This window comes from Pseudomonas sp. Irchel 3H7, from assembly GCF_900187605.1.
GTDB lineage: Bacteria > Pseudomonadota > Gammaproteobacteria > Pseudomonadales > Pseudomonadaceae > Aquipseudomonas.
On the sequence record NZ_FYEA01000008.1, the window covers coordinates 346,160 to 369,687 of the forward strand.

Consider the following 23,528-nt stretch of genomic DNA (forward strand, 5'->3'; position numbering starts at 1 on the left):
GCTCACTCCTGCGTTTGATCGTTCCCACGCAGAGCGTGGGAACGATCAGTACCGGCTTCAGTCAGTGCCGTACTTCGGCGAACGCGGGCCGTACAGCAGGCCTGCCCGATGGCCGGCCGAAAGCAGACGATTGCTCGCCACACCGGCAATCGGGTAGCCGGCATCGGTGGAGCTGTTGATGATTTGCTTCACTGCCGCCGAGATCAGCATGCCGACGATACCGCCGGCATTGCTATTGCCGCCCTCTTCGCTCGACGCCCGGGCCGAACCGGTCCACAACGTCGTGCCGCTTTTCAGGTCGACCAGTTTCGCCGTCGCGGTCACTGCCGTTTCGCTGCTGATCACCATGTAACGCGTACCGTATTCGGTCACGGTGATGTACAGCGCCGCGTCCGCACCGAAGATCTCCTTCAGTTTGCTCGGCGGGGCCTGATGGATGTCGTCCGGGGTGGTCAGACCGTTCTGGCGGAACGTCTCGTCAACCAGCGCGATCGGCAGCACGTAATAACCGGCTTCGGCCAGCGGGAAGGTCACCTGCGACAACAGGCTGTACGACGCCTTCACATCCGGCGAAGTGTTCAGCGGAGGCAGCACCAGAATGGTTTTCGGCCGCGCCTGTTTGTAGGCCGAGTAATCCACGGTCTTGGGCGCAACGCAGCCACCCAGCACGGTCAGGGCCAGACCGGCGGCCAGCAGTTTCAAGGTGCGCGCGATCATTTCGCGTCTCCGCTCTTGGCGTTTTTGAGCAGGAAATCCATGTACGTCCCGGATTCGGGGAACAGGGTTTTCTCGGTTTTGAACTGCTGCACCATCTGGTCGTCCTTGCCCATGCTCAGATAGAGCAGGCCAAGGTGCGCGTGGTAACCCGGCGGTACGGCCTTGCCGGTGGAGCGGATTTTCTGCAGGTCACGTTCCAGCGCTTCGGCCTGGGCTTCTTTCGGCTCTTCGCCTTTGAAGTATTCGTAGACCTGGGGCTCGTAACCTTCCCACTGATACAGGGTTTGCGGGCCGGAGGCACAGCCGGCCAGCAAGGCACTGGCGGCCAGGGTCAGCGCCATTAACGAGCGCGACAAATTCAGAGTCATGGGGTGTTGCTCCTTGCAATGGGCGTCGATCAGTTGCCCGGTTTCCAGGCACCGGCGTTCATGCCATCGACCAGACGATTGATCGCCTCGCGCATGGCCAGATCCAGTACTTTGCCGTTGAGGGTGGAGTCGTAGGCAGCGGTGCCGCCGAAGCCGATGATTTCGCGGTTGGACAAGGCGTATTCGCCGGCGCCCTGGGTCGAATAGACCACTTCGGAAGTGCTGATGTTGACGATGTTCAGGTTGACCTTGGCGTAGGCCACTTGAGTCTTGCCACGACCAAGAATGCCGAACAACTGGTGATCGCCAGTCTCTTTGCGGCCGAACTCGGTGACGTCACCGGTGACCACGTAATCAGCGCCTTTCAAGCGTTGGGCCTGGCCCTTGATCGCGGCTTCCTGCTGGATTTCACCCATGTTGTCGCGATCCAGCACGCTGAAGCGGTTGGTCTGCTGCAAGTGGGTGATGAGGATGGTCTTGGCCTGACCGCCGAGACGGTCAACGCCGTCGGAGAAGATCCCGCGCATGTAGCTGGAACGGTTGTCGAACTTGCCCACGGCCATTGGCACACGAACGCCGGTCCAGACCTGTGTAGCGCTTTCAACCTTGGCCACCGGCAGCGCGCGGGAGCTTTCGGTGGCGCAACCGGCGAGTGTGCCGGCAATCGTGCCGAGCACAGCAATCGCGACGCCTGAAACCAGCATCCGGGAGATCATTCTCACTGAATATTCCTTTTGAAAAACGGGGATGTCCCACCACGGCAATGCGCGGCGGGAGTTGAAAAGGGGCGGCATTATGACAAAGTGCCATCATTCGCGACAGGTTTTTTTGACGCCAATGAATTGGCCGTCTTGAACAGAAGCAAAACCCCTGTAGGAGTGAGCCTGCTCGCGATAGCGGTGTGTCATTCACGTTGATGTTGTCTGACACACCGCTATCGCGAGCAGGCTCACTCCTACAAGGGTTGTGTTGATCAGTGGAAATCGCGGCTCTGCACGCGGATGCCATTAAGCAGCGGGCTGAGGTCGCTCAAACGCCCGGCGATCAGGTGGCGCACTTCACCTTCGCGCTCCCAGCGGCCATCGACTTTCAGTAGTTGCGAGCCCACCAGCACTTGCCGCTGACGCTCGGCCAGATCACGCCAGACCACCACGTTGACGTTGCCGAATTCGTCTTCCAGGGTCACGAAGGTCACGCCACTGGCGGTGCCCGGTCGTTGTCGCCCGGTGACCAGCCCGGCGACGCTCACCGGCCGGCCGTGCTCGACGTCGAGCAATTCCTGCGAACTGCGACAGCGCCGCGCCTTGAGTTCGCCACGCAACAGCGCCAACGGATGCGGCCCCAACGTGGTGCCGACGGTGCTGTAATCGGCGTGCAGATCCTCGCCGACACTCGGCTTGGGCAGCTCCACCTCCGCCTCCTCCTGACTCGGCAGCCCGGCAAACAGACCCAACTGCTTCTGCACCCCGGCCACTTCCCAGCGCGCCCGATGCCGATGCCCAGCCAAACCGCGCAACGCCCCGGAATCGGCCAGTAACGCCTGCGCCCGACTGTCGAGTGCGGCCCGTTCGCCCAGATCGGCAACATCGGCAAACGCCCCGCGCGCCCGCGCCGCCTCGATGCGCCGGGCATCGTCCTCGCGAAAGCCCTTGATCATGCGCAGACCCATACGGATCGCCGGTTGCGCCGCTGTGGTGGTTTCCAGGCTGCAATCCCAGTCACTGGCGCGCACGTCGACCGGGCGGATTTGCAACTGGTGTCGGCGCGCGTCCTGGAGAATCTGATCCGGGCTGTAGAAACCCATCGGCCAGCTGTTGATCAGCGCACAGGCGAACGCCGCCGGTTCGTGGCACTTGAGCCAGCAACTGGCGTAGGTCAGCAAGGCGAAACTGGCGGCGTGGGATTCGGGGAAGCCGTAGCTGCCGAAGCCTTTGATCTGCTCGAAAATCTGCGCGGCGAACTCCGGCGTGTAACCGTTTTTCTTCATGCCGGCGGCGAGGCGTTCCTTGTGCGGTTCCAATCCGCCATGGCGTTTCCACGCGGCCATCGAGCGGCGCAACTGATCGGCCTCGCCGGGGCTGTAGTCGGCGGCGACGATAGCGATCTGCATCACCTGTTCCTGAAACAGCGGCACGCCGAGGGTGCGTTTGAGCACCACTTCCAGCTCCGGTGACGGATAGGTTTCTTTCTCTTCTTTATTGCGCCGGCGCAGGTACGGATGGACCATCCCGCCCTGAATCGGCCCCGGGCGGACGATGGCCACTTCGATCACCAGATCGTAGAACTTCGCCGGTTTCAGACGTGGCAGCATCGACATCTGCGCCCGCGACTCGATCTGGAACACGCCAATGGTGTCGGCGCGGCTGATCATCTCGTAAGTCGGTTTGTCTTCGGCCGGGATCGTCGCCAGACTCAAGTCCATATTGCGATGGCGGCGCAGCAAGTCGAAGCAACGACGGATCGCACTGAGCATGCCGAGGGCGAGGATGTCCACCTTAAGCAGCCCGACCGCGTCGAGGTCATCCTTGTCCCACTGGATGATCGTGCGCTCGGCCATGGCGGCGTTCTCCACCGGCACCAGCGTGTCCAGCGGCTGCTCGGAAATCACGAAACCGCCGGGATGCTGCGACAGGTGCCGGGGGAAACCGATCAACTGCCCGGTCAGGCTCAACACCCGGCGCAGCACCGGGCTGTCCGGGTCGAAGCCGCCTTCGAGCAAACGCTCGACCGGCGGCGTTTCATCGCTCCAGTGGCCGCAGCAATCGGCCAGTGCATTGACCTGATCCGGCGGCAGGCCCAGGGCCTTGGCCACATCGCGCACCGCGCCGGCGGCGTGGTAAGTGCTGACCACCGCCGTCAGCGCCGCGCGACCACGGCCGTAACGGCGGAACACGTATTGCAGGACTTCTTCGCGGCGCTCGTGTTCGAAGTCGACGTCGATGTCCGGCGGCTCGTTGCGCTCCTTGGACATGAAGCGTTCGAACAGCAGTGTGGTGCGATCCGGGTCGATTTCGGTGATACCCAAGGCAAAACACACCGCCGAGTTGGCTGCCGAGCCTCGACCCTGACACAGAATCTTCTGCTCGCGGGCGAAGCGCACCACGTCATGCACGGTGAGAAAGTAGCTTTCGTAGCCGAGCTCGGCGATCAGCTTCAGCTCTTTGTTGATCTGCCTCAGCACCTTGAAGGGCGCGCCCTTCTCCCAGCGCCAGGCGATGCCTTCCTTGGTCAGTTGCCTTAGCCAGGAACTGGCGCTGTGTTCCTCGGGCACCAGTTCCTTGGGATATTGATAACGCAATTCGCCCAAATCAAAGGTGCAACGCCGGGCCAGCTTCACCGACTCATCCAGCAAGGCCTGCGGATACAACTCACGCAACACCTCGACGCTGCGCAAATGCCGCTCGCCATTGGGGTGCAAACGCAACCCGGCCTCGGCCACCGGCACGTGATGGCGGATCGCGGTCATGGTGTCCTGCAAGGCGCGGCGGCCACGGGCGTGCATGTGCACATCGCCGCTGGCCACGGCTGGAATCTGCAACTCGGCGGCCAGCCCCAACAACGCCGCCAGCCGCTGCTGATCGTCCTGGCCACGATGCAATTGCACCGCCAGCCACAGGCGTTCGGCGAAGGTCTGCTGCAGCCAACGGCCCTCTTCCACATCATCGAGTGAATCCGGCACCCACAACACCAGTAATCCCGGCAGCGCTTGCTCAAAGTCCTCGCGCAGCACTTGATACTGACCTTTCTGCGTACGCCGCCGCGCGCGCGTGATCAAACCGCACAGCGCTTGATAGCCTGCAAGGTTCTCCACCAGCAACAGCAGTTTCGGGCCGTTGTCGATGCGCACTTCACTGCCGATGATCAGCGGCAACTCAACGGACTTCGCCGCTTGCCAAGCGCGAACGATGCCGGCCAACGTACACTCATCGGTGATCGCCAATGCCTGATAGCCGTGTTTTTTTGCCCGCTGAAACAGTTCCAGCGCACTGGACGCACCGCGCTGAAAACTGAAGTTCGACAGGCAGTGCAGTTCGGCATAACCGTCGTTCATGCAAACCAGCCCTGCAGCCACAACGGACCGCCCTCACCCACCGCGCGATAAGCCCAACCCTGTTGGCCGGTGCGGTTCTGGATCAGGTAATAATCGCGGCGCACATCGTCACCGTCCCACCAGCCGGACTCGATGCGTTCCGGGCCCATGAGAATCCGTGCCGAACCCTCCGCCACACTCTGCGGTTCACCCAATAACCAGCCCGGACGCTGCACATTCGGCAAGCCTGTGCAGCGTTGTTTGTCGACACCGTGCTGCCACGCGCACTCCGGACGATGATCAGCCTGAAAGCGCAGCCCCTGCACGGCGTCATCACCCAAGCGTGCACGCAAGCGTTCGCGCAATTGCTCCCAGGGCAAGGTCTGCTGCGGACGGTCGTCGAACAGTTCCTGAAACTGCGGCACGAAGCTCGGCAGGTCCTCGGCACGCAGACGAAAACCACGCACGGGCGCCTCGACCTGCACTTGCTCGAGCCGACCACGGGCCAGTTCGAAGAGCATCGCCGGATCACGTTCGGCGCTGAGCAAACCGACTTTGATCACGCTGTCCGGCAGCCCGGCGTGTTCCAGATGCAGGTCGAAACGCTGCACGCCGCTGTCGCGCCCGCAAAGGAACGCCGACAGATCGCCAGTCAAACGCCGTAGCGGAAACAGCAGCGCCTGATGGGATTGCACGTCAAAGTTGAGTTCGATGCGCACATCGAAACGATCGGGCGGCAAGTAAAACTCCAGCGCCAAGGGTCGCGCGCCAAACAAGGTGTCGAGGTGCTTGAGCATCTGCGCTTCGAAGCGTCGGGCCAGCGCCTGACGCGGCAAGCTCTGCACCTGACTGAGGTTGCGCAGGCCCATGCGCGACAACGCCGTGGCCACGCTCGGCTCCAGGCCGACACGGTCGACGGGCAACTGGCCGAGGTGATGCTGCAAGGCTTCGCCGTCCGGCACCACCAAGCCATCGTAAGCATTGGCCAGTACCCGCGCCGCCACCGGATTCGGTGCGGCAACGATGCGATGGCGAAAGCCCAGATCGCTCAGTTCCTTGCGCAACCGTGCTTCAAACTGCGCCCAGGAACCGAACAGCCCCAGGCTCGATTCGATCTCGAACACCACGGCGCGCGGGTAATGCACGCTGACCTGCGCGCTGAAACCGTAGGCCCACGCGGCAAGAAACTGCTGCCAGTGCTCGACCTCGGCCACCTCGTAATCGGCGGTGGCAAACCCTTTGCTCATCGCTTGGGCGGCGGTCATCGACTGGCCAGCGCGCAACCCGAGTTTGCGCGCCGCCGGGTTGACCGCTTGCAGCACTCGACGCTGGGCCGGGCCGCTGAGCAGCACCAACGGCTCATCAGGATCGGGGCGCTGACGCAGCACGGCATCAAGGGCCAATTGCGGGAACAGAATACACACCCAGCGCATGGCGACCTCAGTGACCCACGGCAAAGGCAATCGGCGCCGCACGCGCCAAACCGCCACGGCACTTGAGCACGCGCAACTGCGCGGGTTTGGCATCGATGGCAATCCGTAATGCCGCCGGTGACGGATTGACCGCTTCGCTTAACGGACGCCACGCAAACGCCAGGGTCTGGCCGGTTTCCGCCGCCACCTGCAAACGCCGCAACGCGCGGTCATCAGCCTTGTGCGGCCAGCACAGCACCGCGCCGCAACTGCCTGAACGCAGGCATTGTTCCGCCGCCCACAAGGCATCGCGTTCACTGGCCTGAATCACCGACAACTGACGCAGATCGACCCCGGCGTTCTCCCACGCCTGCGGGTACGGCACGAATGGCGGCGCCACCAGCACAATGCGCTCGCCCGCCGCCGACAACCGCGCCAGCGTCGGCCAGACCAGTTGCAGTTCGCCGACACCGGGGCCGGCCAACAGGATTTCGCTCAGCGCCGCTTCCGGCCAGCCACCGCTGGGCAATGCTGCGTCGAGCGCGGCGTGCCCGGTGGGTTGCGGACTGGCGGCCGGCGGCGCAGGCCGGCCCCTCCAGACCTGGCCGCCATTGAACAGCGTATCCAACGCAACGACGGCGCCCATCAGCCTTGCCTCACCAGACCGCAGAACACCCCTTCGATGGCCAGATCCTGATCGTCGCGCACGACAATCGGCTGGTACGCCGGGTTGCGCGGCAACAGCCGCACTTCATCGCCGAGCCGTTCGAAGCGTTTGATAGTGACTTCACCGTCGAGCCGCGCCACGACGATCTGGCCGTTGAGCGCTTCGGGATTGCGCCGTACGCCGACCAGATCACCGTCGAGAATGCCGTCCTCGATCATCGAATCGCCCTGCACCCGCAGCATGTAGTCGGGTGTGCGCGAGAACAGCGCCGGGTCGAGCAGCAAGCGGCTATGGATGTCGGCATCGGCGCCAATTGGTGCACCGGCAGCGACGCGGCCGAGCACGGGGATGTCGAGCAGCTCCGGGCGTGGCGGTTGCCCGAGCAGGCGAATGCCGCGGGCCTGATGCGGATTGACCTCGATAAACCCGGCTTCGGTGAGCGCCAGCACGTGCTTGCGCGCCACGCTGCGCGAGGCAAAACCAAAAGCCTCGCTGATTTCAGCGAGGCTTGGGGGCTGACCGTGTTCGGCGATTCGATCGCGGATAAACGTCAGGATGGCGGTACGGCGGGGAGTCAGGTTCGTCATGGAGTACATTTGTACTCCTGTAGGATTTTCCTGACAAGCGCCACAGGTCGGCCCACCCCACGTTGATCGTTCCCACGCTCCGCGTGGGAATGCAGCCCGTGACGCTCCGCGTCACTGGACGCAGAGCGTCCCTAGAGGCGTTCCCACGCAGAGCGTGGGAACGATCAGTACGATCAGTGCGGGGGGGGTTAGCTCAGGCCGCGTTCTGCGAGAAATGCTGAGATGTAATCGATGAAGGCAACGACCTTCGCCGTGGCCCGGCGGTGGCTCGGGTACACCGCCAGAATGTGCGGGCCAAAGGTGTCCGGGTCGATCTCGTAATCGGCCATGACCCGCACCAGTCGCCCGTCGGCAATGTACGGCGCGGCGCTCCACAACGGCGTGTGCAGCAAACCGCGCCCGGCCAAGGCACTGGCCAGCAACAAATCGTAATTGTCACTGCGCAACAACGGCGCTGCGGGTTGTGCCAGACTCAAACGCTGCCCGTCACGCTCGGCCCACCAGAATTCGCGGCTGAGTAACGGGTGCTGATAGAGCAGCCATTCATGCTGCTCAAGGGTTTGCGGGTTGACCGGCAAATCCTTGCGCGCCAGATATTCCGGGCTGGCGCACAACGCCAGACGATTGCTGCCAACCACCCGCGCAATCAGTCCCGGCAAGTCATCGTGGCCCTCACGCAGCGCCAGGTCATAACCACTTTCCAGCAGATTGACGAACGCATCGCACAGATCCACTTGCAAACTGATCTGCGGGTATTGCTGCAAAAATCCGTCACACACTTGATCGAGAAACGCCCGGCCATAGGCCAGCGGGGCGGTGATTTTCAGGCTGCCGCGCAAGCCGTGCTGCAACTGCTCGATTTCCTCGCTGGCCTCATCGAGTCGCTGCAACACCAACCGTGCGGTTTCCAGGTACACCCGACCGATTTCGGTGAGCAGAATCCGCCGCGTGCTGCGCTCGAACAGCCGTGCGCCCAGCTCCGATTCCAGGTGATTGACCGCTTTGGTCAGCGCCGACGGGGTCTTGCCCAACTGCTCGGCGGCGCGGCTGAAACTGCCGAGCTGCGCGGTGACCACGAACATTTTCAATGCACCCAACTTGTCCATGCTTTTTCCATTCAGGCAAAAACGTTTTTCGCGAGGGAGGCGTTCTGTCGGCCGTCGCCAGCCACTAATCTCGCCATCAGACGCAATAACAAGGAAATCTTCAATGAAAAGATTCATCCCGAAGCTGTTGGCTCTCGCTGTAAGTTTTGCCTCGATGGAAGCCATGGCCGCCGCCGATCTGGTGCTGCTCAACGGCAAGATCTTCACCGCCGACCGCACTCAACCCAAGGTGCAAGCCTTGGCCGTGGAGAACGGCAAAGTGCTGAAAGTCGGCACCGATGCGCAGATCAAAGCCTTGATCGAACCGGGTACCGAAGTCATCGACCTCAAGGGCAAAGCGTTGATGCCCGGCCTGATCGACAGCCATTCCCACGCGATTTTCGGTGGACTGGAAATGGTCTCGGCGAACATGGAAGACGAAGTCGTCGACCTCGACGAACTGCAAAAACGCCTGCGCGACTGGCGTGCAGACGGCAAGGCCAAACACGGCGATGTGCTGAGCATTGCCGGCATGAGTTCGGTTTATTGGGCGCAGGCCGAGGCCTTGGGCAACACCTTCAATAGCGGCGAATGGGCCAATGTGCCGGTGGTATTCATCGGCAGCGACCACCACACCGCGTGGGCCAACAATGTGATGCTCAAGCGCGCCGGCATTGATGCCGCACTGCTGAAAACCCTGCCCGACGCGGAAAAAGACACCATCGGCAAGCTGGCCAGCGGCGAGCCGAACGGCTTTGTGGTCGACGCCGGTTGGGATCGGGTCGCCTCGAAGATGCCGGTGCCAAGCCCTGCCGACATGTTGAACGCCGCCAAATCAGCAGTGCGCTACAACAACAGCCTCGGCATCACCGCGTGGATGGACCCGGCCGCCAACGCCGCGCCGGGCGAAGCAGTGTTCGCGCTCAAACCCACCGAGAAAACCGTCGGCGTGCTGCCGGCCTATAAAGCCCTCTCGGAAAGCGGCGACATGAGCGTACACGTCGCGGCGCTGCTGGTGGCCAACCCGAAAAGCGTACCCGCCGACCTCGACACGCTGGACAAGGTGCGCCAGCAATTCCAAGGCATTCCCAACCTGACCCTGCCCGGCATCAAGATCTTCGCCGACGGCGTGATCGAGTTCCCGGCGCAGAGCGCGGCGATGATCGACCCGTACAGCAACTCGCACAAACAGGGCGAACTGCTGATCGATCCGCAGCATTTCGGCGAACTGGTCAGCGCCATCGACCAGCGCGGCTGGCTGGTGCATATCCACGCGATCGGCGACCGCGCGGTGCGCGAAGCGCTGAACGGCATCGCGCAGGCGCGCAAGGATCGGCAGAGCGGCGTGACCCACTCGATCACTCACTTGCAAATGGTCAACCCGAAAGAGTTCGCCCGCTTCAAGCCGCTCAACGTCATCGCCTCGATGCAGTTGCTATGGGCCAGCGCCGACGACTACACCACCGACATGATCAAGCCTTACGTCAGCGCCCTCGCCTTCCGCTATCAGTACCCGGCGCACTCGCTGCTGAAACAGGGCGCGACGATTGCCGGTGCGAGTGACTGGCCGGTGTCTTCGCCAAACCCGTTCAACGCCATGGCTCAAGCAGTTACTCGCGTCGGCCCGTTGGGCGTGCTCAATGCCGACGAGCGTCTGGATCGCGACACCATGTTCTACGCCTACACCGTTAATGCGGCGCGGACGATTGGTCTGGAGAAGCAGATCGGCTCGCTGACGCCGGGTAAACAGGCCGACTTTATCGTGCTCGATCGTGATGTGTTCAGCGTCGATAACAAAGCCCTGCATGACACCAAAGTCCTGCAAACCTGGTTCGGCGGTCGTCAGGTCTACACCGCCACCCAATAACAACAAAATCTCCCCCATGTAGGAGCTGCCGCAGGCTGCGATCTTTTGACTTTGATTTTAAAAAACCAAGATCAAAAGATCGCAGCCTGCGGTAGCTCCTACAGGTTTACCTCCTGCCCCCATAACAATCACAACATCGGGACTTCACATGAAAGCCTTGCCCCTGTTCGCCCTGAGTTTCTTGAGCGTGCTGCCCTTGAGCAGCTTTGCGATCCCCTTGAACGATGATTTTGCGCTGTTGGTGGATCTCACTTTAGCCAGCGACTACCGGACCCGTGGCATCTCGCAAACCCAGAATGACCCCGCCGCACAGGCCGGCCTGACCCTCGCGCACAGCAGCGGTCTGTACCTTGGCGCGTGGAGTTCCAACGTCGATTTCGGCGGTGGCCTGAAAACCCGCCAGGAAGTCGATTACTACGGCGGTTGGCTGTGGCAGGCGACCGAGGAGGTCAGCCTCGATCTGGGCTACATCAAATACGCCTACCCCAAGGAAAGCCAGTTCAACCAGAGCGAGGTCTACGGGATTCTCGGGGTGTACGGGGTGAAGCTGGCGGCGTACTACTCCAACGATGCGCCGGGGATCGATAGCAAGCAGAGCGCGCTGTACACCTACATCGGTTATGAAACCGAGTTGCCGTTCGACTCGGGCTTGAAGCTGCGCTACGGCAATATGGATTTCAAGGATCCGCATTTGTATTCGGCGTCCGGGCAGGACGAAGACAGTTATCGCGAATGGGAAGTCAAACTCACCCACAATCTGGCCGGGGTGGTGTTGGGCCTGAGCTACATCGACACCGATCTCTCACAGAGCCAATGCCTGAGCAACTGGGGCTTCAAAGACGTCTGCACCGCCACCGTCGTCGCCAGCGTCAGCAAATCCTTCTGACCCACCGAAATCCCTCTGTAGGAGCTGCCGAAGGCTGCGATCTTTTGATCTTGATGTTAAGAACAACATCAAAAGATCGCAGCCTTCGGCAGCTCCTACAGGAAATGGGGGTCGAACTTGTTACAGGATGTTTACGAATTTTTTACTAATGCTCTTCTACAGTTACCCGCGCAACCGCGTGGCTTTCTATTCATGTAGAGGAATGTTTGACATGGCTTTGGGCAACGGACTGCGTTTACCGTCCATCACGCCTACCCGACTGGTGCTGCTGTTTTCCCTGGCGCTGGTGGCGTTGTACAACCTGGCGACCTGGAAGGCGCTGGGCACGCTGATCACCCTGCAGGGCGCGCACAAAGTGGCGTTTTTCGCTTCGTTCGGGCTGTTTTTGTGGGCCGCGATCACCCTGCTGCTGACCCTGGTGTCGTTTCGCTGGACACTGAAACCGCTGCTCAGCGTGGTCGCCCTGCTCTCGGCCTGCGCCGCGTATTTCATGAACGAATACGGCATCACCATCGACACGGTGATGATTCAGAATGTCTTCGAAACCAACCCCGCCGAAGCCACCGCGCTGTTCAACGGCAAGCTGCTGGCTTACGTGCTGCTGCTCGGTGTGTTGCCAGCGGCATTGATCTGGCGTTGGCCGGTGAGTTATCGGCCGTTCTTTCGCGGCTTGCTCAACAAGGTGTTGGTGATCATCGCCTGCGTGCTGGTGATCGCTGCGTCGGTGGGCGCGTTCTATTCGACCTACGCGCCGATCTTCCGCGAAGAAGACAAGCTCACCCACTTCATCAACCCGACCAACTACATCTACGCGATCAGCAAGTACGCCAAGCAACGCCTGGGCATCAAAAAGCACTTTGTGGTGCAGGCCATTGGCGAAGACGCGGTGATGAGCGCCAAGGCGGCCAGCCGCGAGAAGAAATCGCTGATGGTCTTTGTGGTCGGTGAAACCGCCCGCGCCGATCACTTTTCGCTGAACGGTTATACGCGTGAGACCAATCCCGAACTGAGCAAACTGGACATCCTCAACTTCACTCAGGTGCACTCCTGCGGCACGTCGACGGCGGTCTCGGTGCCGTGCATGTTCTCGAAGTTCCCGCGTGAGGATTACAGCGACAAGAAAGGCAAAACCTACGAGGGCCTGCTCGACATTCTCCAGCGCGCCGGCGTGCAAGTGCTGTGGCTGGACAACAACAGCGACTGCAAAGGCACCTGCCTGCGCGTGCCGCATCGCGATATTGCGAAGAACCAGCCGGGGCCGTTCTGCGATGGCAACAACTGCCTCGACGAAGCTCTGCTGGCCGACCTGCAAAGCTACATCGACAGCCTCAAGGGCCACGCAATCATCGTCCTGCATGCCGACGGCAGCCACGGCCCCGAGTATTACGAGCGCTATCCGAAAGACATGGAGCGCTTCAAACCGATCTGCCACACCAACCAGTTGGGCAGTTGCAGCGGCGATGAACTGGTGAACGTGTACGACAACACGATTCTCTACACCGACCATTTCCTCGCCAAGGTGATTGAGCTGCTCAAGCGTAATCAGGACTCGCTGGACACGTCGATGGTGTACGTCTCCGATCACGGTGAATCGCTGGGCGAAAACGGTTTGTATCTGCACGCCGCGCCGTATGCGCTGGCACCTGAAGCGCAGACCCATGTGCCGATGGTGATGTGGTTTGGCGACGGCACGCTGGCAAGTGAAGGGATTGATCGCGGGTGTCTGCAAGGCAAGACCGGGCAGGCGGATTTGAGCCACGACAACCTGTTTCACTCGGTGCTGGGGTTGTTTGAGGTGAAGACGTCGGTGTATCAGCCGGGGCTGGATATTTTTCATGGCTGCCGGCCGGCGATGACGGCCACGAATTAACCAAACACTGAAGATCCCTGTGGGAGCTGGCTTGCCAGCGATAAGGCCGGCACATCCGGCATCTGTGTTGACTGACAAGCCGCCATCGCTGGCAAGCCAGCTCCCACAGGGTAAATGGTGCTCTCAGGAGGTGAGGTTTGCCAGATAGGCCCACGGGTAAATGCCGCGCTGATGGCCGTCGCTGAAGATCAGTTGCACGCCGTAGCCCTGGGGGTTGAGTTCGATCAGGCGCACGCGATCATCGACCATGGACGTCAGGCCTTTCAGGCGAAACGCGCGGCATTGCGAGCATGGGCACTGGCGGCGCAGTTCGGCGTGGTTGAGCTGTTGTTCGCGGCCGTCCGGCCAGCTCAAACGCAAGGTGCCTTCGCTCTGCGAGTTACCGACTGACAGCGGGTTCATTGCAACTGACTCAAGGCAATGCGCACGGCTTTGCGCACTTCCGGATCGCCGTCATCCTGCGCGGCCTGCAAGGCGGCCACGGCGCCGCGATCATTGAGTTCGCCCAAGGCCAGCGCGGCCTCTTTGCGCAGGTTGCTGATGCGATGAGCAAGGGTGTCGATCAGCGCATCCAGCGCCGGTGCGAAACGCAGACGACCGAGGCTGCGAGTAGCGCGCAGGCGCACTTGCCAGTAGTCATCGCTCAAGGCTTCGACCAGTGCAGAGCCAGCGTCAATGTGGCCGACCTTGCCCAAGGTCGTCGCGGCTTCTTCGCGCACTTGCCAGGCGTCGTCCTGCAAAGCCTGGCGCAGGGCTGGCAACACTTCGGCGCTGGAAGCCAGTCCCAAAGCGCCAGTCGCAGCACGGCGCACTTCGGTGTCCGGGTCAGCGCTGGCCAATCGTGCCAGGGCGGACAAAGCGTCGAGTTGCTTGAGCCAGCCGAGCACGCCCACGGCTTCACGACGAACGCTGGCGTCAGCATCGTTCAGCGCCGAAACCGCAGCCGGCGCGGCGTCGGCGAAACGCAACTCACGCAAGGCACGGAACGCAGCGATACGCACACTGACGTCGGCATGATCAGTCCACGGCAAAATCACCTGCCCCGCCGCTTCCGTTTTGAGCAAGCTCAGGCTCTGCGCGGCGGCCGATTGCACGGCGGGCGACGGGTCGGTCAAGGCTTCACACAAGGCTTGCACGACGGCCTCATCTTCCCAGGCTTCCAGCAAACGTGCGGCTTCGGCGCGGACTTCTTCAGCGGGATCTTGCCTCAGGCGATCAACCAGCCAAAGCAAGCCATCCGGCTCTTCCAGATCCGCCAGATCAATCAGCGCAATACGCCGCACACCAGCATCTTCAGCAGTCAGGCGCGGTTGCAGATCGAGAATGTCTTGGTTATCGGTCACAGCAAAAATAGAGGTCATAGGGCAAATCGCGGCAAAGGGTTTTCAAGAGGCAGGCCGAGCGGATTGAGGCGCGGCAGCGGTCGGTCGTTGTCGTGGCGCAGCAGGTCGAGGCAGTGGCGTTTGAGCCGGGAGAACTCGGGGCTGGTGACCAGTTCGCTGGTGCGTGGTCGGGCGAAGTCCAGACGCAAGTCTTCAATGATTCGCCCCGGCCGCGCACTCATCACCAGCAAGCGGTCAGCGAGGAACAGCGCCTCGTCGATATCGTGGGTAACGAAGACCACGGTGGTGCGAATCCGCGTCCAGATGTCCAGCAGCAGTTCTTGCATGTTCAGGCGGGTCAAGGCATCCAGCGCGCCGAACGGCTCATCCATCAGCAACAGGCGCGGGCGATTGACCAGCACGCGGGCGATCTCGACGCGTTGCTGCATGCCACCGGAGAGCTGATCGGGCCAGCGTTCGGCGAAACCTTCGAGGCCGACCAGTTTGAGGATTTCGTCAGCGGCGCGATGGCGCTCAGCCTTGCCGATGCCACGCATTTTCAGGCCGAAAGCCACGTTGTCACGCACCGTGCGCCACGGAAACAGCGTGTGGTGCTGAAACACCATGCCGCGCTGCGGTGACGGGCCGGACACCGCCGCGCCATCGACTTTCAGGCTCCCGGCGTGAGCGCTCAAATGCCCGGCCAGAGCGCCGAGCAAGGTCGATTTGCCACAACCGGACGGGCCGAGAATACAGACGAACTGGCCGGGTTCGATCTGGCAATCGAGTTCGCGCACCGCTTCGAACGCCTCACGCCCTGCGCCGAGAACGATGGACAACTGGCGGATGTCGATCCGCCCTTCCGGGGTTTGCATCACGCTCATCAGGCTTTTCCTCGCGGTCGATGCCAAGGCGTGAACAGCCCGCCCAGGCGTTTGATCAGCAGACTGCTGCCCATGCCCAATACGCCGATCAGCAGCATGCCGACAACGATGTCGGCGTAGTTCTGAATGGTGTAGGACTCCCAGGTGTAGTAACCGATGCCGAACTGGCCGGAGATCATTTCCGCCGTCACCAGACAGAACCACGACGTGCCCATGCCGATCGCCAGCCCCGTGATGATGCTGGGTGCCGCGCCTGGGAGAATCACCTCCAGCAGGATCGCCCGGCGCCCTGCCCCGAGGCTTTTCGCCGAGGCGATCAGTCGTGGGTCGACGCCCTCGACGCCGTGCACGGTGTTGAGCAGGATCGGGAACAGTGCGCCGGTGAAGGTGATGAAGACCATCGACAGTTCAGAGGATGGAAACATCAGGATCGCCAATGGAATCCATGCGACTGCTGGGATTGGGCGCAGGACTTCCAGTGGTGGCAGCAGCAGGTCTTCGGCCCATTTCGAGCGGCCGATGGCCAGACCGAGGGCGATGCCGATCAGCAGTGCGGCGAGGTAACCGGCGAACACGCGGCTGAGGCTGGCGATCAGGTGTTGCAGGAGCTTGCCGGAGTCGCCGAGACCCAGTGCAGCTTCGATGACGGCCAAGGGTGTTGGCACGTTGGCGAAGGTGACGAGGCCGAGGTTCCAGTGGTGGCTGGCGGCGAGTTGCCAGAACAGCAGACAGAGCAGCAAGGATGCGGCTCTTGATGTCCAGCGGATGGGTGTTTTCATGGAGCGGGTTTCCAGTTCTGGATCTGTGTTGTGGCTGAGATTTACCCCCCTCACCCCAGCCCTCTCCCCCCAAGGGGGGCGAGGCGGAAAGGGAGCCGATCTTCATGCCTTTCAAGCCTGAGTTCGGCTCGGTATTTCCGGTCGGTGTACCTTGCCCAAACACCTCGGTCAGTCCCCTCTCCCTCCGGGAGAGGGCTAGGGTGAGGGGCTCTTCAACTTGAGTCAGCGGGCAGCAACCGCCTGGGCAGTGGCATCGCTGAAATCGAGGACCTTGCCACCCTGCGCCGAGGCATATTGCTGGGCCTGACCCTTGAGCAAAAACGCGCTCAGGCGCCCTTTCGAATCACTGGCAAACCACGCCTGGTCCGCGAGCAGCTTGATCCCGCTGTCACTGGCTTGCGCATACACCGCACGGACGTTTTTGCCTTCCTGCTTCAAAGCCGCCAGTGCAGTGAAGGCAGACTCGGCCGAGGCATAGCGGCGGACTTTGTCCTCACCGCGCACCCAGATTTCCGCAACATGGCTGAAGTCGGTGATTGCGTTACCGGTTGCGGCATCCGTAGCCTTCAGCGGCGTCTGCGCGTAGTTGGCCAACTGCGCCGTGTAATCCAGACCCGACGCCTTGAACGCCGCACGAATGTATTGATCGTCAATGAAGGTATTCAGATCGAGCCCGCGATCAGCCTTCTTCAGCAGCTTCAACGTGTCGATAGCCGTGCCAACCGCCTGACGATATTCCGGCTTCCAGCTCAGGTCGCGGGTCTGCACGCCAAGCGGACCGTGGAACAGATAATTCACCTCGGCATCGACACCGGTGACTTTGGCGATCAGCTCGCTGTACTTCTCAGGCTCGGCAGCGAGCAGTTGATTGGCCTCGATACTCGCTCGCAGATAAGCGACAACAATCTCCGGGTACTTCTTCGCATAGGCCTGATCCACCAGTGCACCATGGAACGTCGGCGCATTGGCCTGGGCGCCATCGTAGATCTTGCGTGCGAAGCCTCGGCTCGGGAACAGTTCGGCGAACGGCACGAAATCGGCGTGAGCGTCGATCTTGCCGGCCTGCAACGCCGAGCCGGCGACTTCCGGCGGCTGGGCGATGATGTTCACGTCCTTGAGCGGATCCCAGCCCTGCGCCGCCACCGCACGCAGCAACATGCCGTGGGCGGTGGAGGCGAACGGCACGGAAATCGTCTTGCCCTTGAGTTCGCTCAGCGCCTGCACGCCCGACGCGCTCGGCACGACGATGCCGTTGCCGCTGCCCTTGATACTGCCCGAGAGCACGCTGATGAACAGGCTGTGTTTGCCGGCGGTTTCGAACGCAACACCGTTGAACGCACCGGGGAAATCGGCCATGGCGCCGAAGTCGAGTTTGCCGGCAACCATTTCGTTGGTCAGTGGCGCGCCGCTGGTGAAGTTTTTCCACTGAACATCGTACTTCGCGTCTTTGTAGGTGCCGTCGTGGGGCAGGTATTTGTCGAGCAGGCCGAGTTCACGAATCAACAGCCCGCCAGCGGCGCAGTTGATGGTGGTGTCCTGGGTGCCGATGGCGATGCGGATGGTTTCGGCCGAGGCCGACACGGTGAACGAAGCCAGTACCAGACCGGCGATTGCTGCACGCAACATGAGTGTTTCCCCTCGAATCATTTATTTGAGTTCGTCTCCGCCGCGATCAGGGCGCGGTGGGAAACGAGGGGTTATCGGTGAATCCAGCGTCCGGGTGTTTCCGGATGGCTTTGGGTTGTCACAGTTCCAAATGTAGGAGTGAGCCTGCTCGCGATAGCGGTTTTCCAGATGTTGATGTGCTGACTGAGACACCGCTATCGCGAGCAGGCTCACTCCTACAGGGGATCGGGTTTCAACGCAGGAGATAGGGGATGTCGACTTTGACGGCACCCGTCGGGCAATCCTTCTCGCACGGCATGCAGTACCAGCATTCATCGAACGCCATATAGGCCTTTTGCGTCGCCGGATTGATCGCCAGCAAGTCCATCGGGCAGACATCCACGCACACGGTGCAGCCCTTTTCGGCGATGCATTTGTCCTCGTCCACGGTGACGGGGGCGTTGGAGCGGAAGAAGATTTCCTGAGCTTGATAGGCCATGGTTCGGGCTCTCTGGTTATTGATGTATCAAGCGGCGAAAGCGCCGACCCGCAAACGGTCGTAAGCCTGCATTTCCTCGGCATCGAGCGGGATGATGTAAGGCTCGACGGCTTTCTTGAAACTGGTCATCTGGCCGTCCTCGCCCTTCTTCAGGTGGCAATGGCAGAACCATTCGCTGTCGTTGCGTTGCGGGTGATCGACGCGATAGTGGTACAGGCCCCAGCGGCTTTCGGCGCGGAACAACGAGGCGCGCGCGGCCATTTCCGCGCAGTCGCGGATCACGCTGGTTTCCATCGCGCGCATCAGTTCGTGGGCGTTGTTGGCCTTCATCTGCTCGAGATCGCGTTCGATGTCGCTGAAGCGCTGCAGGCCGATCTGCATCTTTTTGGTCACTTTCGGCGGTTGCAGGTAGTCGTTGACGAAGCGCCGCAGCTTGTACTCGACCTGCGCTGGCGGCAGACCGTTTTCACGATCCAGCGGTGCGTAGACCCGAGCCTTTTCCTTTTCGATTTGCGCGGCATCCAGCGCGGAAAACTCGCGCCCGGCGACAAAGTCGGCGGCGTTGTGCCCAGCGAACCAGCCATACGTGAACGCGCCGAGCATATAGTTGTGCGGCACAGCGGCCATGTCACCCGCCGAGTACAGCCCTTTCACCGAGGTCTCGGCACGCTCGTTGACCCACACCCCTGACGCCGAGTGGCCGCTGCAAAAGCCGATTTCGGAGATGTGCATTTCGACCATTTGCGTGCGGTAGTCGGTGCCACGATTGGCGTGGAACTGGCCACGGCTCGGGCGCTCGTTGCTGTGCAGAATTTCCTCGATGTTCTGGATGGTTTCTTCCGCCAGGTGATCGAGTTTGAGAAACACCGGACCGTTGCCGCTCTCCAGTTCCTGGTGGAACTCCCACATCATCTGCCCGCTCCAGTAGTCGCACTCGATGAAGCGTTCGCCCTTGTTGTTGGCGGTGTAGCCACCCAGCGGACCGGTGACGTAGGCGCAGGCCGGGCCGTTGTAATCCTTGATCAACGGGTTGATCTGGAAGCACTCGAGGTTGGCCAGTTCGGCACCCGCGTGATAGGCCATCGCGTAGCCGTCACCAGCATTGGTCGGGTTTTCGTAGGTGCCCATCAGGTAGCCCGACGACGGCAGACCGAGACGCCCGGCAGCGCCACAGGCGAGGATCACCGCTTTGGCCTTGATCACATGAAAGTCGGCGGTGCGGCAATCGAAGCCCATCACACCGTTGACGGTGCCCTCCGCGTCGGTCAGCAACCGCGTGCAAACGAGACGATTGGTGATGCTCACCCGCGCACGTTTCAATTGGCGATAGAGGACTTTTTTGATGTCGTGTCCTTCCGGCATCGGCAGCACGTAGGCGCCCATGTGGTGGACTTTTTTCACCGCGTAATCGCCGGTTTCATCCTTCTCGAACTTCACGCCCCAGCGGTCGAGTTGCTCGATGGTTTCGAAGCTGTGCGTTGCATAGGCGTACACCGCCGCCTGATTGACGATGCCGTCGTTGGCGATGGTGATTTCCTTGGTGTACTGCTCCGGTGTCGAGTGGCCGGGGATGATCGCGTTGTTCAGGCCGTCCATGCCCATGCTGATGGCGCCGCTGCGTTTGACGTTGGCCTTGTCGACCAGCAGCACGCGCAGGTCGCGGTTGTTTTCCTTGGCCTTGATTGCCGCCATCGGCCCGGCGGTGCCGCCGCCAATGACGACGATGTCGTATTCCTGTTCGAGCACGTTGCGGGTCATGCCTGCTCCCCTTTTTGCCGGTCAATCCGCAGGCGGTACTGAAACGCATCGCCACGGTAATAAAGGTGTTCGAAGTCCAGCGGCTGGCCTTGCGCGTCGTGGGTCAAACGTTCGATGCGCATGATCGGCGAGCCGGCCTCGACGTTCAGCGCCTGGGTCAGGTCGCTGTCGGCCAGCACCGCGTCGATGGCCAGATCGGCGTGGCCGAGGGCGATGCCGCAGTCGTTTTCGAGAATCAGGAAGATGTCGCGGGTGACCAGATCGGCCTTCTCCAGGCGCTCGCCGACGGCTTTCGGCAGGTAGGTGATTTCCAGCGAGATCGGCTCGCGATTGATCAGGCGCACGCGTTTGATCTGCGCGACGATTTCGCCCTCGGCGACCTGCAAACGCTGGGCGACGCGCTTGTCAGCGGGGATGAATTTGAAGCTGCGCAGGCGGTTGATCACCTCGTAGCCACGCCCGGTCATCGACTCGGCGAGGCCTTGCAGGCTGCTGACGTTCTGAAAGGTTTTCGGCTTGGCGACGAAGGTGCCTTTGCCGTGGATCTTGAAGATCAGCCCTTCCTTTTGCAGATCGCCAAGCGCCTGGCGCACGGTGATGCGGCTGACTTTGAACAGCGCGCCGAGTTCGCTTTCGGAGGGCATCTGGCTGTCTTGCGGGTATTCGCCGTCGAGAATGCGCGCACGGAGAACGTCGCGCAGTTGGGTGTGCAGCGGGACACTTGATAAGGAGAGCGGGCTAAGAGAGAGAACGTTATCGGTCATCGCGGGATCACTTGTCATAACGAGTTATGACGTGATCTTAGAGTTGTTATGACAAGGTTAGAAATATTGTTTGGGCATAACCTTAGATTCGGTGTTGAAAATCAAAAGATCGCAGCTTTCGGCAGCTCCTACAGGGGATCGCGGTTTCATGTAGGAGCTGCCGAAAGCTGCGATCTATTGATCTTAACGTTTGAGGATCTGGTCCATGACCCAGTCGGTCTTGAGCGCTTGTTCGGCGACTGCAGGGTGTTGTGAATCACCACGAATATGCGCATTCATGCCCAATACGTGATGCCACTGGATGTTTTCGTGATGAGGGATGTCCAGGCTGACGACTTCATCCGCATGCAGCTGCACAGAATGCTCATCAAACACCGAAAAACCGATCCGCCCGAGGCTGCCGATGATCTCGACCCGATCCTCACGCCGATCCGCAACAAAGCTCCAGCAACCCATGCCCAGCGCCCCGGAGGCGAACCGCCAACTGGCGCTGACCGCATCCTCTGCCGCGTACAACCCGGCCTGACGCGCGGTGAATCCGGCGACCTCGACGATGTCGCCAAGCAGATACTGGAACAGGTCAAAGCCATGACTGGCCAGATCGGCAAAGTAACCGCCACCGGCCACCGCCGGATCCGTGCGCCAATTGTCGCGACCGTCCAGATCCACCGGCGAAGGTGCCTTGGTCAGCGTCCAGCTCAAGTGCCGAACCTCACCGATGCGCCCCTCCGCCAACCATTGCCGCACCTGCGCAAAACGCGGCAACGAACGGCGATAGTAGGACACAAACAAGTGCAATCCGGCCTCGGCAAACACCTGCTGCATCTCGCGACTTTGTCCGGCATTCAGCGCCATCGGTTTTTCCACGCAGCAATGTTTGCCGGCGGCGGCGACTTTCAGGCTGTAGGCGTGGTGGCTGTCGGGTGGCGTGGCGATGTACACCGCGTCCACCTCGGGATCGTTGATCAGCGCATCCACATCGGTGTAGACCCGCGCGATGCCGTGGCGCGCGGCGTAATCGGTCACCGCTTCGAGGCGTCGGCCCATCACCGCCACCAGCGCCGAACCGGGCGCTTTGTAGAAGGCCGGCCCGCTCTTGCGTTCAGCGACGCTGCCACAACCGATCATGCCCCAGCGCACCACGTCCATGTTCATTCCTTTTAGCCGATGCGCAAGGCGCGCAGATCGAGGTGACCGTCCTTCAGCGGCGGGCACCAGTAGTAGCCGCCAGTGATCGGGCGGCTGATGCGATACAGACCATCGGTGATGCCGTCTTCCAGACCACTCATACGGCGCAGTTGCGCTTCGAAGGCATCCAGTGAGAAACCAAAAGCAAGGAACATCAGGCCGGCGCGATCACCTTCGATCCACGGCATCGAACGACGCACGACGAAGGCTTCCGGCGCAAAGCTTTCCTGCGCGGTGCGTTTGACGTGGGCGGAGACCGGGGCGTCGTCGATCTCTTCGTTGTCGCTGAGGCGACGGCCCATGATGTTGTCTTTGTCGTCGGCGGACAGTTTGTGGAAACCCTTGAGGTCGTGCTGCCACTGCTGGATCGCGGCGAAGCTGCCACCGACCATACCGTCAGCGCCTGCGCTTTGCAGGGCGGCGGCGATGGCCGCTTCGTCGTGCGGGTTTTCGGTGCCGTCTTCGTAACCGGTGAGGTCGTGGCCGTCCTTGTGGCGGAAGGCTTCCTGCATCTCGACCAGACGCAGGGCCGGGGCCAGTGCGGCCTCGAGGGCGTTGCAGCGGTTGAGCAGTTCACCACGGTCGACGCCGTGCAGCCACACCCACAGTGCGTGCTGGGTCGACGGGTTTTCGACGCCAACGCCAGTCATGGCCGGAAAGCTGCGCAGGCCGTCGATCTGCACGTTGAGGGCCTTGGCCAGGGATTCGCCGAAACCGACCACCGCCGACTGGCCGTCTACCTGATTGATCAGGTTGTCGATCGCCTGCGGCAGCGCTTCCACCGACTCAAGGGCGAAAAACAGATGACGTGCTTGCGCAGGAACTGGGGTGGCGAGAATGCCCGGCTGGTAGTAACTCATGTGAACTCCTTGGGAAAGTGCGCGGGAGTTTACCTGTGACCGGAAGGTTTGTGGGGGTTTGGACGCAAGTCAAAAGCCCCTCACCCTAGCCCTCTCCCAGAGGGAGAGGGAACTGATTCGGGGATATTAAAGATCTACACCGACTTGAACGTACATCGGTGAATCCATAATCGACACAAGATCTTTCAGGTCGATGCATGACTCAAGACACTACGGTCGGCCCCCTCTCCCTCCGGGAGAGGGCTGGAGTGAGGGAATGATCGAGGTGAGACAGCGAAATGAGCGTGCACCTGTCAATCCATGATCGACGCGATCCTTCAGGTCGATGTAACTCGCAAGACCTCGGTCGGCGCCCTCTCCCTCCGGGAGAGGGCTGGGGT

At 61.4% G+C, this 23,528-nt stretch carries 21 protein-coding genes; 3 read left to right on the forward strand and 18 right to left on the reverse strand.

Features of this window, described 5'->3' with window-relative positions:
- Positions 1–57 precede the first annotated feature (57 nt).
- The 8 genes from CKW38_RS17590 to CKW38_RS17625 form a co-directional block, all read right to left on the reverse strand.
- Positions 58–717 (reverse strand): DUF799 domain-containing protein, encoded by a 660-nt coding sequence (locus tag CKW38_RS17590; protein WP_007912525.1) that lies wholly within the window; start codon positions 715–717, stop codon positions 58–60.
- Positions 714–1,085, reverse strand: coding sequence for a DUF4810 domain-containing protein (locus tag CKW38_RS17595; RefSeq protein ID WP_007912524.1), 372 nt, complete (start codon positions 1,083–1,085; stop codon positions 714–716). The genes CKW38_RS17590 and CKW38_RS17595 overlap by 4 nt, the downstream gene beginning before the upstream one ends.
- A 29-nt stretch (positions 1,086–1,114) precedes the next feature.
- Positions 1,115–1,801 (reverse strand): CsgG/HfaB family protein, encoded by a 687-nt coding sequence (locus tag CKW38_RS17600; RefSeq protein ID WP_161986630.1) that lies wholly within the window; start codon positions 1,799–1,801, stop codon positions 1,115–1,117.
- 257 nt (positions 1,802–2,058) lie between these two features.
- Positions 2,059–5,157 (reverse strand): error-prone DNA polymerase, encoded by a 3,099-nt coding sequence (locus tag CKW38_RS17605; RefSeq protein WP_218222392.1) that lies wholly within the window; start codon positions 5,155–5,157, stop codon positions 2,059–2,061.
- Positions 5,133–6,548: a DNA polymerase Y family protein gene (locus CKW38_RS17610; RefSeq protein ID WP_007912519.1), complete on the reverse strand. Its 1,416-nt coding sequence runs from the start codon at positions 6,546–6,548 to the stop codon at positions 5,133–5,135. Before CKW38_RS17610 ends, CKW38_RS17605 begins: the two co-directional genes overlap by 25 nt.
- Positions 6,549–6,555: 7 nt before the next feature.
- Positions 6,556–7,173: a translesion DNA synthesis-associated protein ImuA gene (gene imuA, locus CKW38_RS17615; RefSeq protein WP_007912516.1), complete on the reverse strand. Its 618-nt coding sequence runs from the start codon at positions 7,171–7,173 to the stop codon at positions 6,556–6,558.
- On the reverse strand, positions 7,173–7,790 hold the full coding sequence (gene lexA / locus CKW38_RS17620; protein ID WP_007912515.1) for a transcriptional repressor LexA: 618 nt from the start codon (positions 7,788–7,790) through the stop codon (positions 7,173–7,175). Before lexA ends, imuA begins: the two co-directional genes overlap by 1 nt.
- A gap of 179 nt (positions 7,791–7,969) precedes the next feature.
- Positions 7,970–8,887, reverse strand: coding sequence for a LysR family transcriptional regulator (locus tag CKW38_RS17625; RefSeq protein ID WP_095113398.1), 918 nt, complete (start codon positions 8,885–8,887; stop codon positions 7,970–7,972).
- 103 nt (positions 8,888–8,990) lie between these two features.
- Here CKW38_RS17625 and CKW38_RS17630 point away from each other — a divergent pair, with 103 nt between their 5' ends.
- From CKW38_RS17630 to CKW38_RS17640, 3 genes are all read left to right on the forward strand, one after another.
- Positions 8,991–10,733, forward strand: coding sequence for an amidohydrolase (locus CKW38_RS17630; RefSeq protein ID WP_095113399.1), 1,743 nt, complete (start codon positions 8,991–8,993; stop codon positions 10,731–10,733).
- 148 nt (positions 10,734–10,881) lie between these two features.
- Positions 10,882–11,619: a TorF family putative porin gene (locus CKW38_RS17635; protein ID WP_095113400.1), complete on the forward strand. Its 738-nt coding sequence runs from the start codon at positions 10,882–10,884 to the stop codon at positions 11,617–11,619.
- A gap of 211 nt (positions 11,620–11,830) precedes the next feature.
- Complete coding sequence (locus CKW38_RS17640) at positions 11,831–13,489, forward strand: phosphoethanolamine transferase (protein WP_095113401.1); 1,659 nt, start codon at positions 11,831–11,833, stop codon at positions 13,487–13,489.
- 123 nt (positions 13,490–13,612) lie between these two features.
- Here CKW38_RS17640 and CKW38_RS17645 read toward each other — a convergent pair whose 3' ends face one another.
- From CKW38_RS17645 to CKW38_RS17690, 10 genes are all read right to left on the reverse strand, one after another.
- Positions 13,613–13,891 (reverse strand): DUF971 domain-containing protein, encoded by a 279-nt coding sequence (locus tag CKW38_RS17645; protein WP_095113402.1) that lies wholly within the window; start codon positions 13,889–13,891, stop codon positions 13,613–13,615.
- A complete protein-coding gene (locus tag CKW38_RS17650) occupies positions 13,888–14,850 on the reverse strand; it encodes a HEAT repeat domain-containing protein (RefSeq protein ID WP_095113403.1) in 963 nt (320 codons plus the stop codon). Before CKW38_RS17650 ends, CKW38_RS17645 begins: the two co-directional genes overlap by 4 nt.
- Positions 14,847–15,695 carry an ABC transporter ATP-binding protein gene (locus CKW38_RS17655; protein WP_095113404.1) on the reverse strand — a complete coding sequence of 283 codons (849 nt, stop codon included), beginning with the start codon at positions 15,693–15,695 and terminating at the stop codon, positions 14,847–14,849. The genes CKW38_RS17650 and CKW38_RS17655 overlap by 4 nt, the downstream gene beginning before the upstream one ends.
- Positions 15,695–16,474 (reverse strand): ABC transporter permease, encoded by a 780-nt coding sequence (locus tag CKW38_RS17660; protein WP_095113405.1) that lies wholly within the window; start codon positions 16,472–16,474, stop codon positions 15,695–15,697. The genes CKW38_RS17655 and CKW38_RS17660 overlap by 1 nt, the downstream gene beginning before the upstream one ends.
- A 222-nt stretch (positions 16,475–16,696) precedes the next feature.
- Positions 16,697–18,121: an ABC transporter substrate-binding protein gene (locus tag CKW38_RS17665; protein WP_176472342.1), complete on the reverse strand. Its 1,425-nt coding sequence runs from the start codon at positions 18,119–18,121 to the stop codon at positions 16,697–16,699.
- Between the two features lie 211 nt (positions 18,122–18,332).
- Positions 18,333–18,578, reverse strand: coding sequence for a ferredoxin family protein (locus CKW38_RS17670; protein ID WP_003225615.1), 246 nt, complete (start codon positions 18,576–18,578; stop codon positions 18,333–18,335).
- Positions 18,579–18,605: 27 nt separating this feature from the next.
- Entirely contained in the window at positions 18,606–20,336 is a 1,731-nt protein-coding gene (locus CKW38_RS17675) for a fumarate reductase/succinate dehydrogenase flavoprotein subunit (protein WP_095113407.1), read from the reverse strand.
- A complete protein-coding gene (locus CKW38_RS17680; protein WP_095113408.1) occupies positions 20,333–21,100 on the reverse strand; it encodes a GntR family transcriptional regulator in 768 nt (255 codons plus the stop codon). Before CKW38_RS17680 ends, CKW38_RS17675 begins: the two co-directional genes overlap by 4 nt.
- A 183-nt stretch (positions 21,101–21,283) precedes the next feature.
- Positions 21,284–22,249 carry a Gfo/Idh/MocA family protein gene (locus tag CKW38_RS17685; RefSeq protein ID WP_095113409.1) on the reverse strand — a complete coding sequence of 322 codons (966 nt, stop codon included), beginning with the start codon at positions 22,247–22,249 and terminating at the stop codon, positions 21,284–21,286.
- 11 nt (positions 22,250–22,260) lie between these two features.
- Positions 22,261–23,148 (reverse strand): Dyp-type peroxidase, encoded by an 888-nt coding sequence (locus tag CKW38_RS17690; RefSeq protein ID WP_095113410.1) that lies wholly within the window; start codon positions 23,146–23,148, stop codon positions 22,261–22,263.
- Between the last annotated feature and the right edge of the window lie 380 nt (positions 23,149–23,528).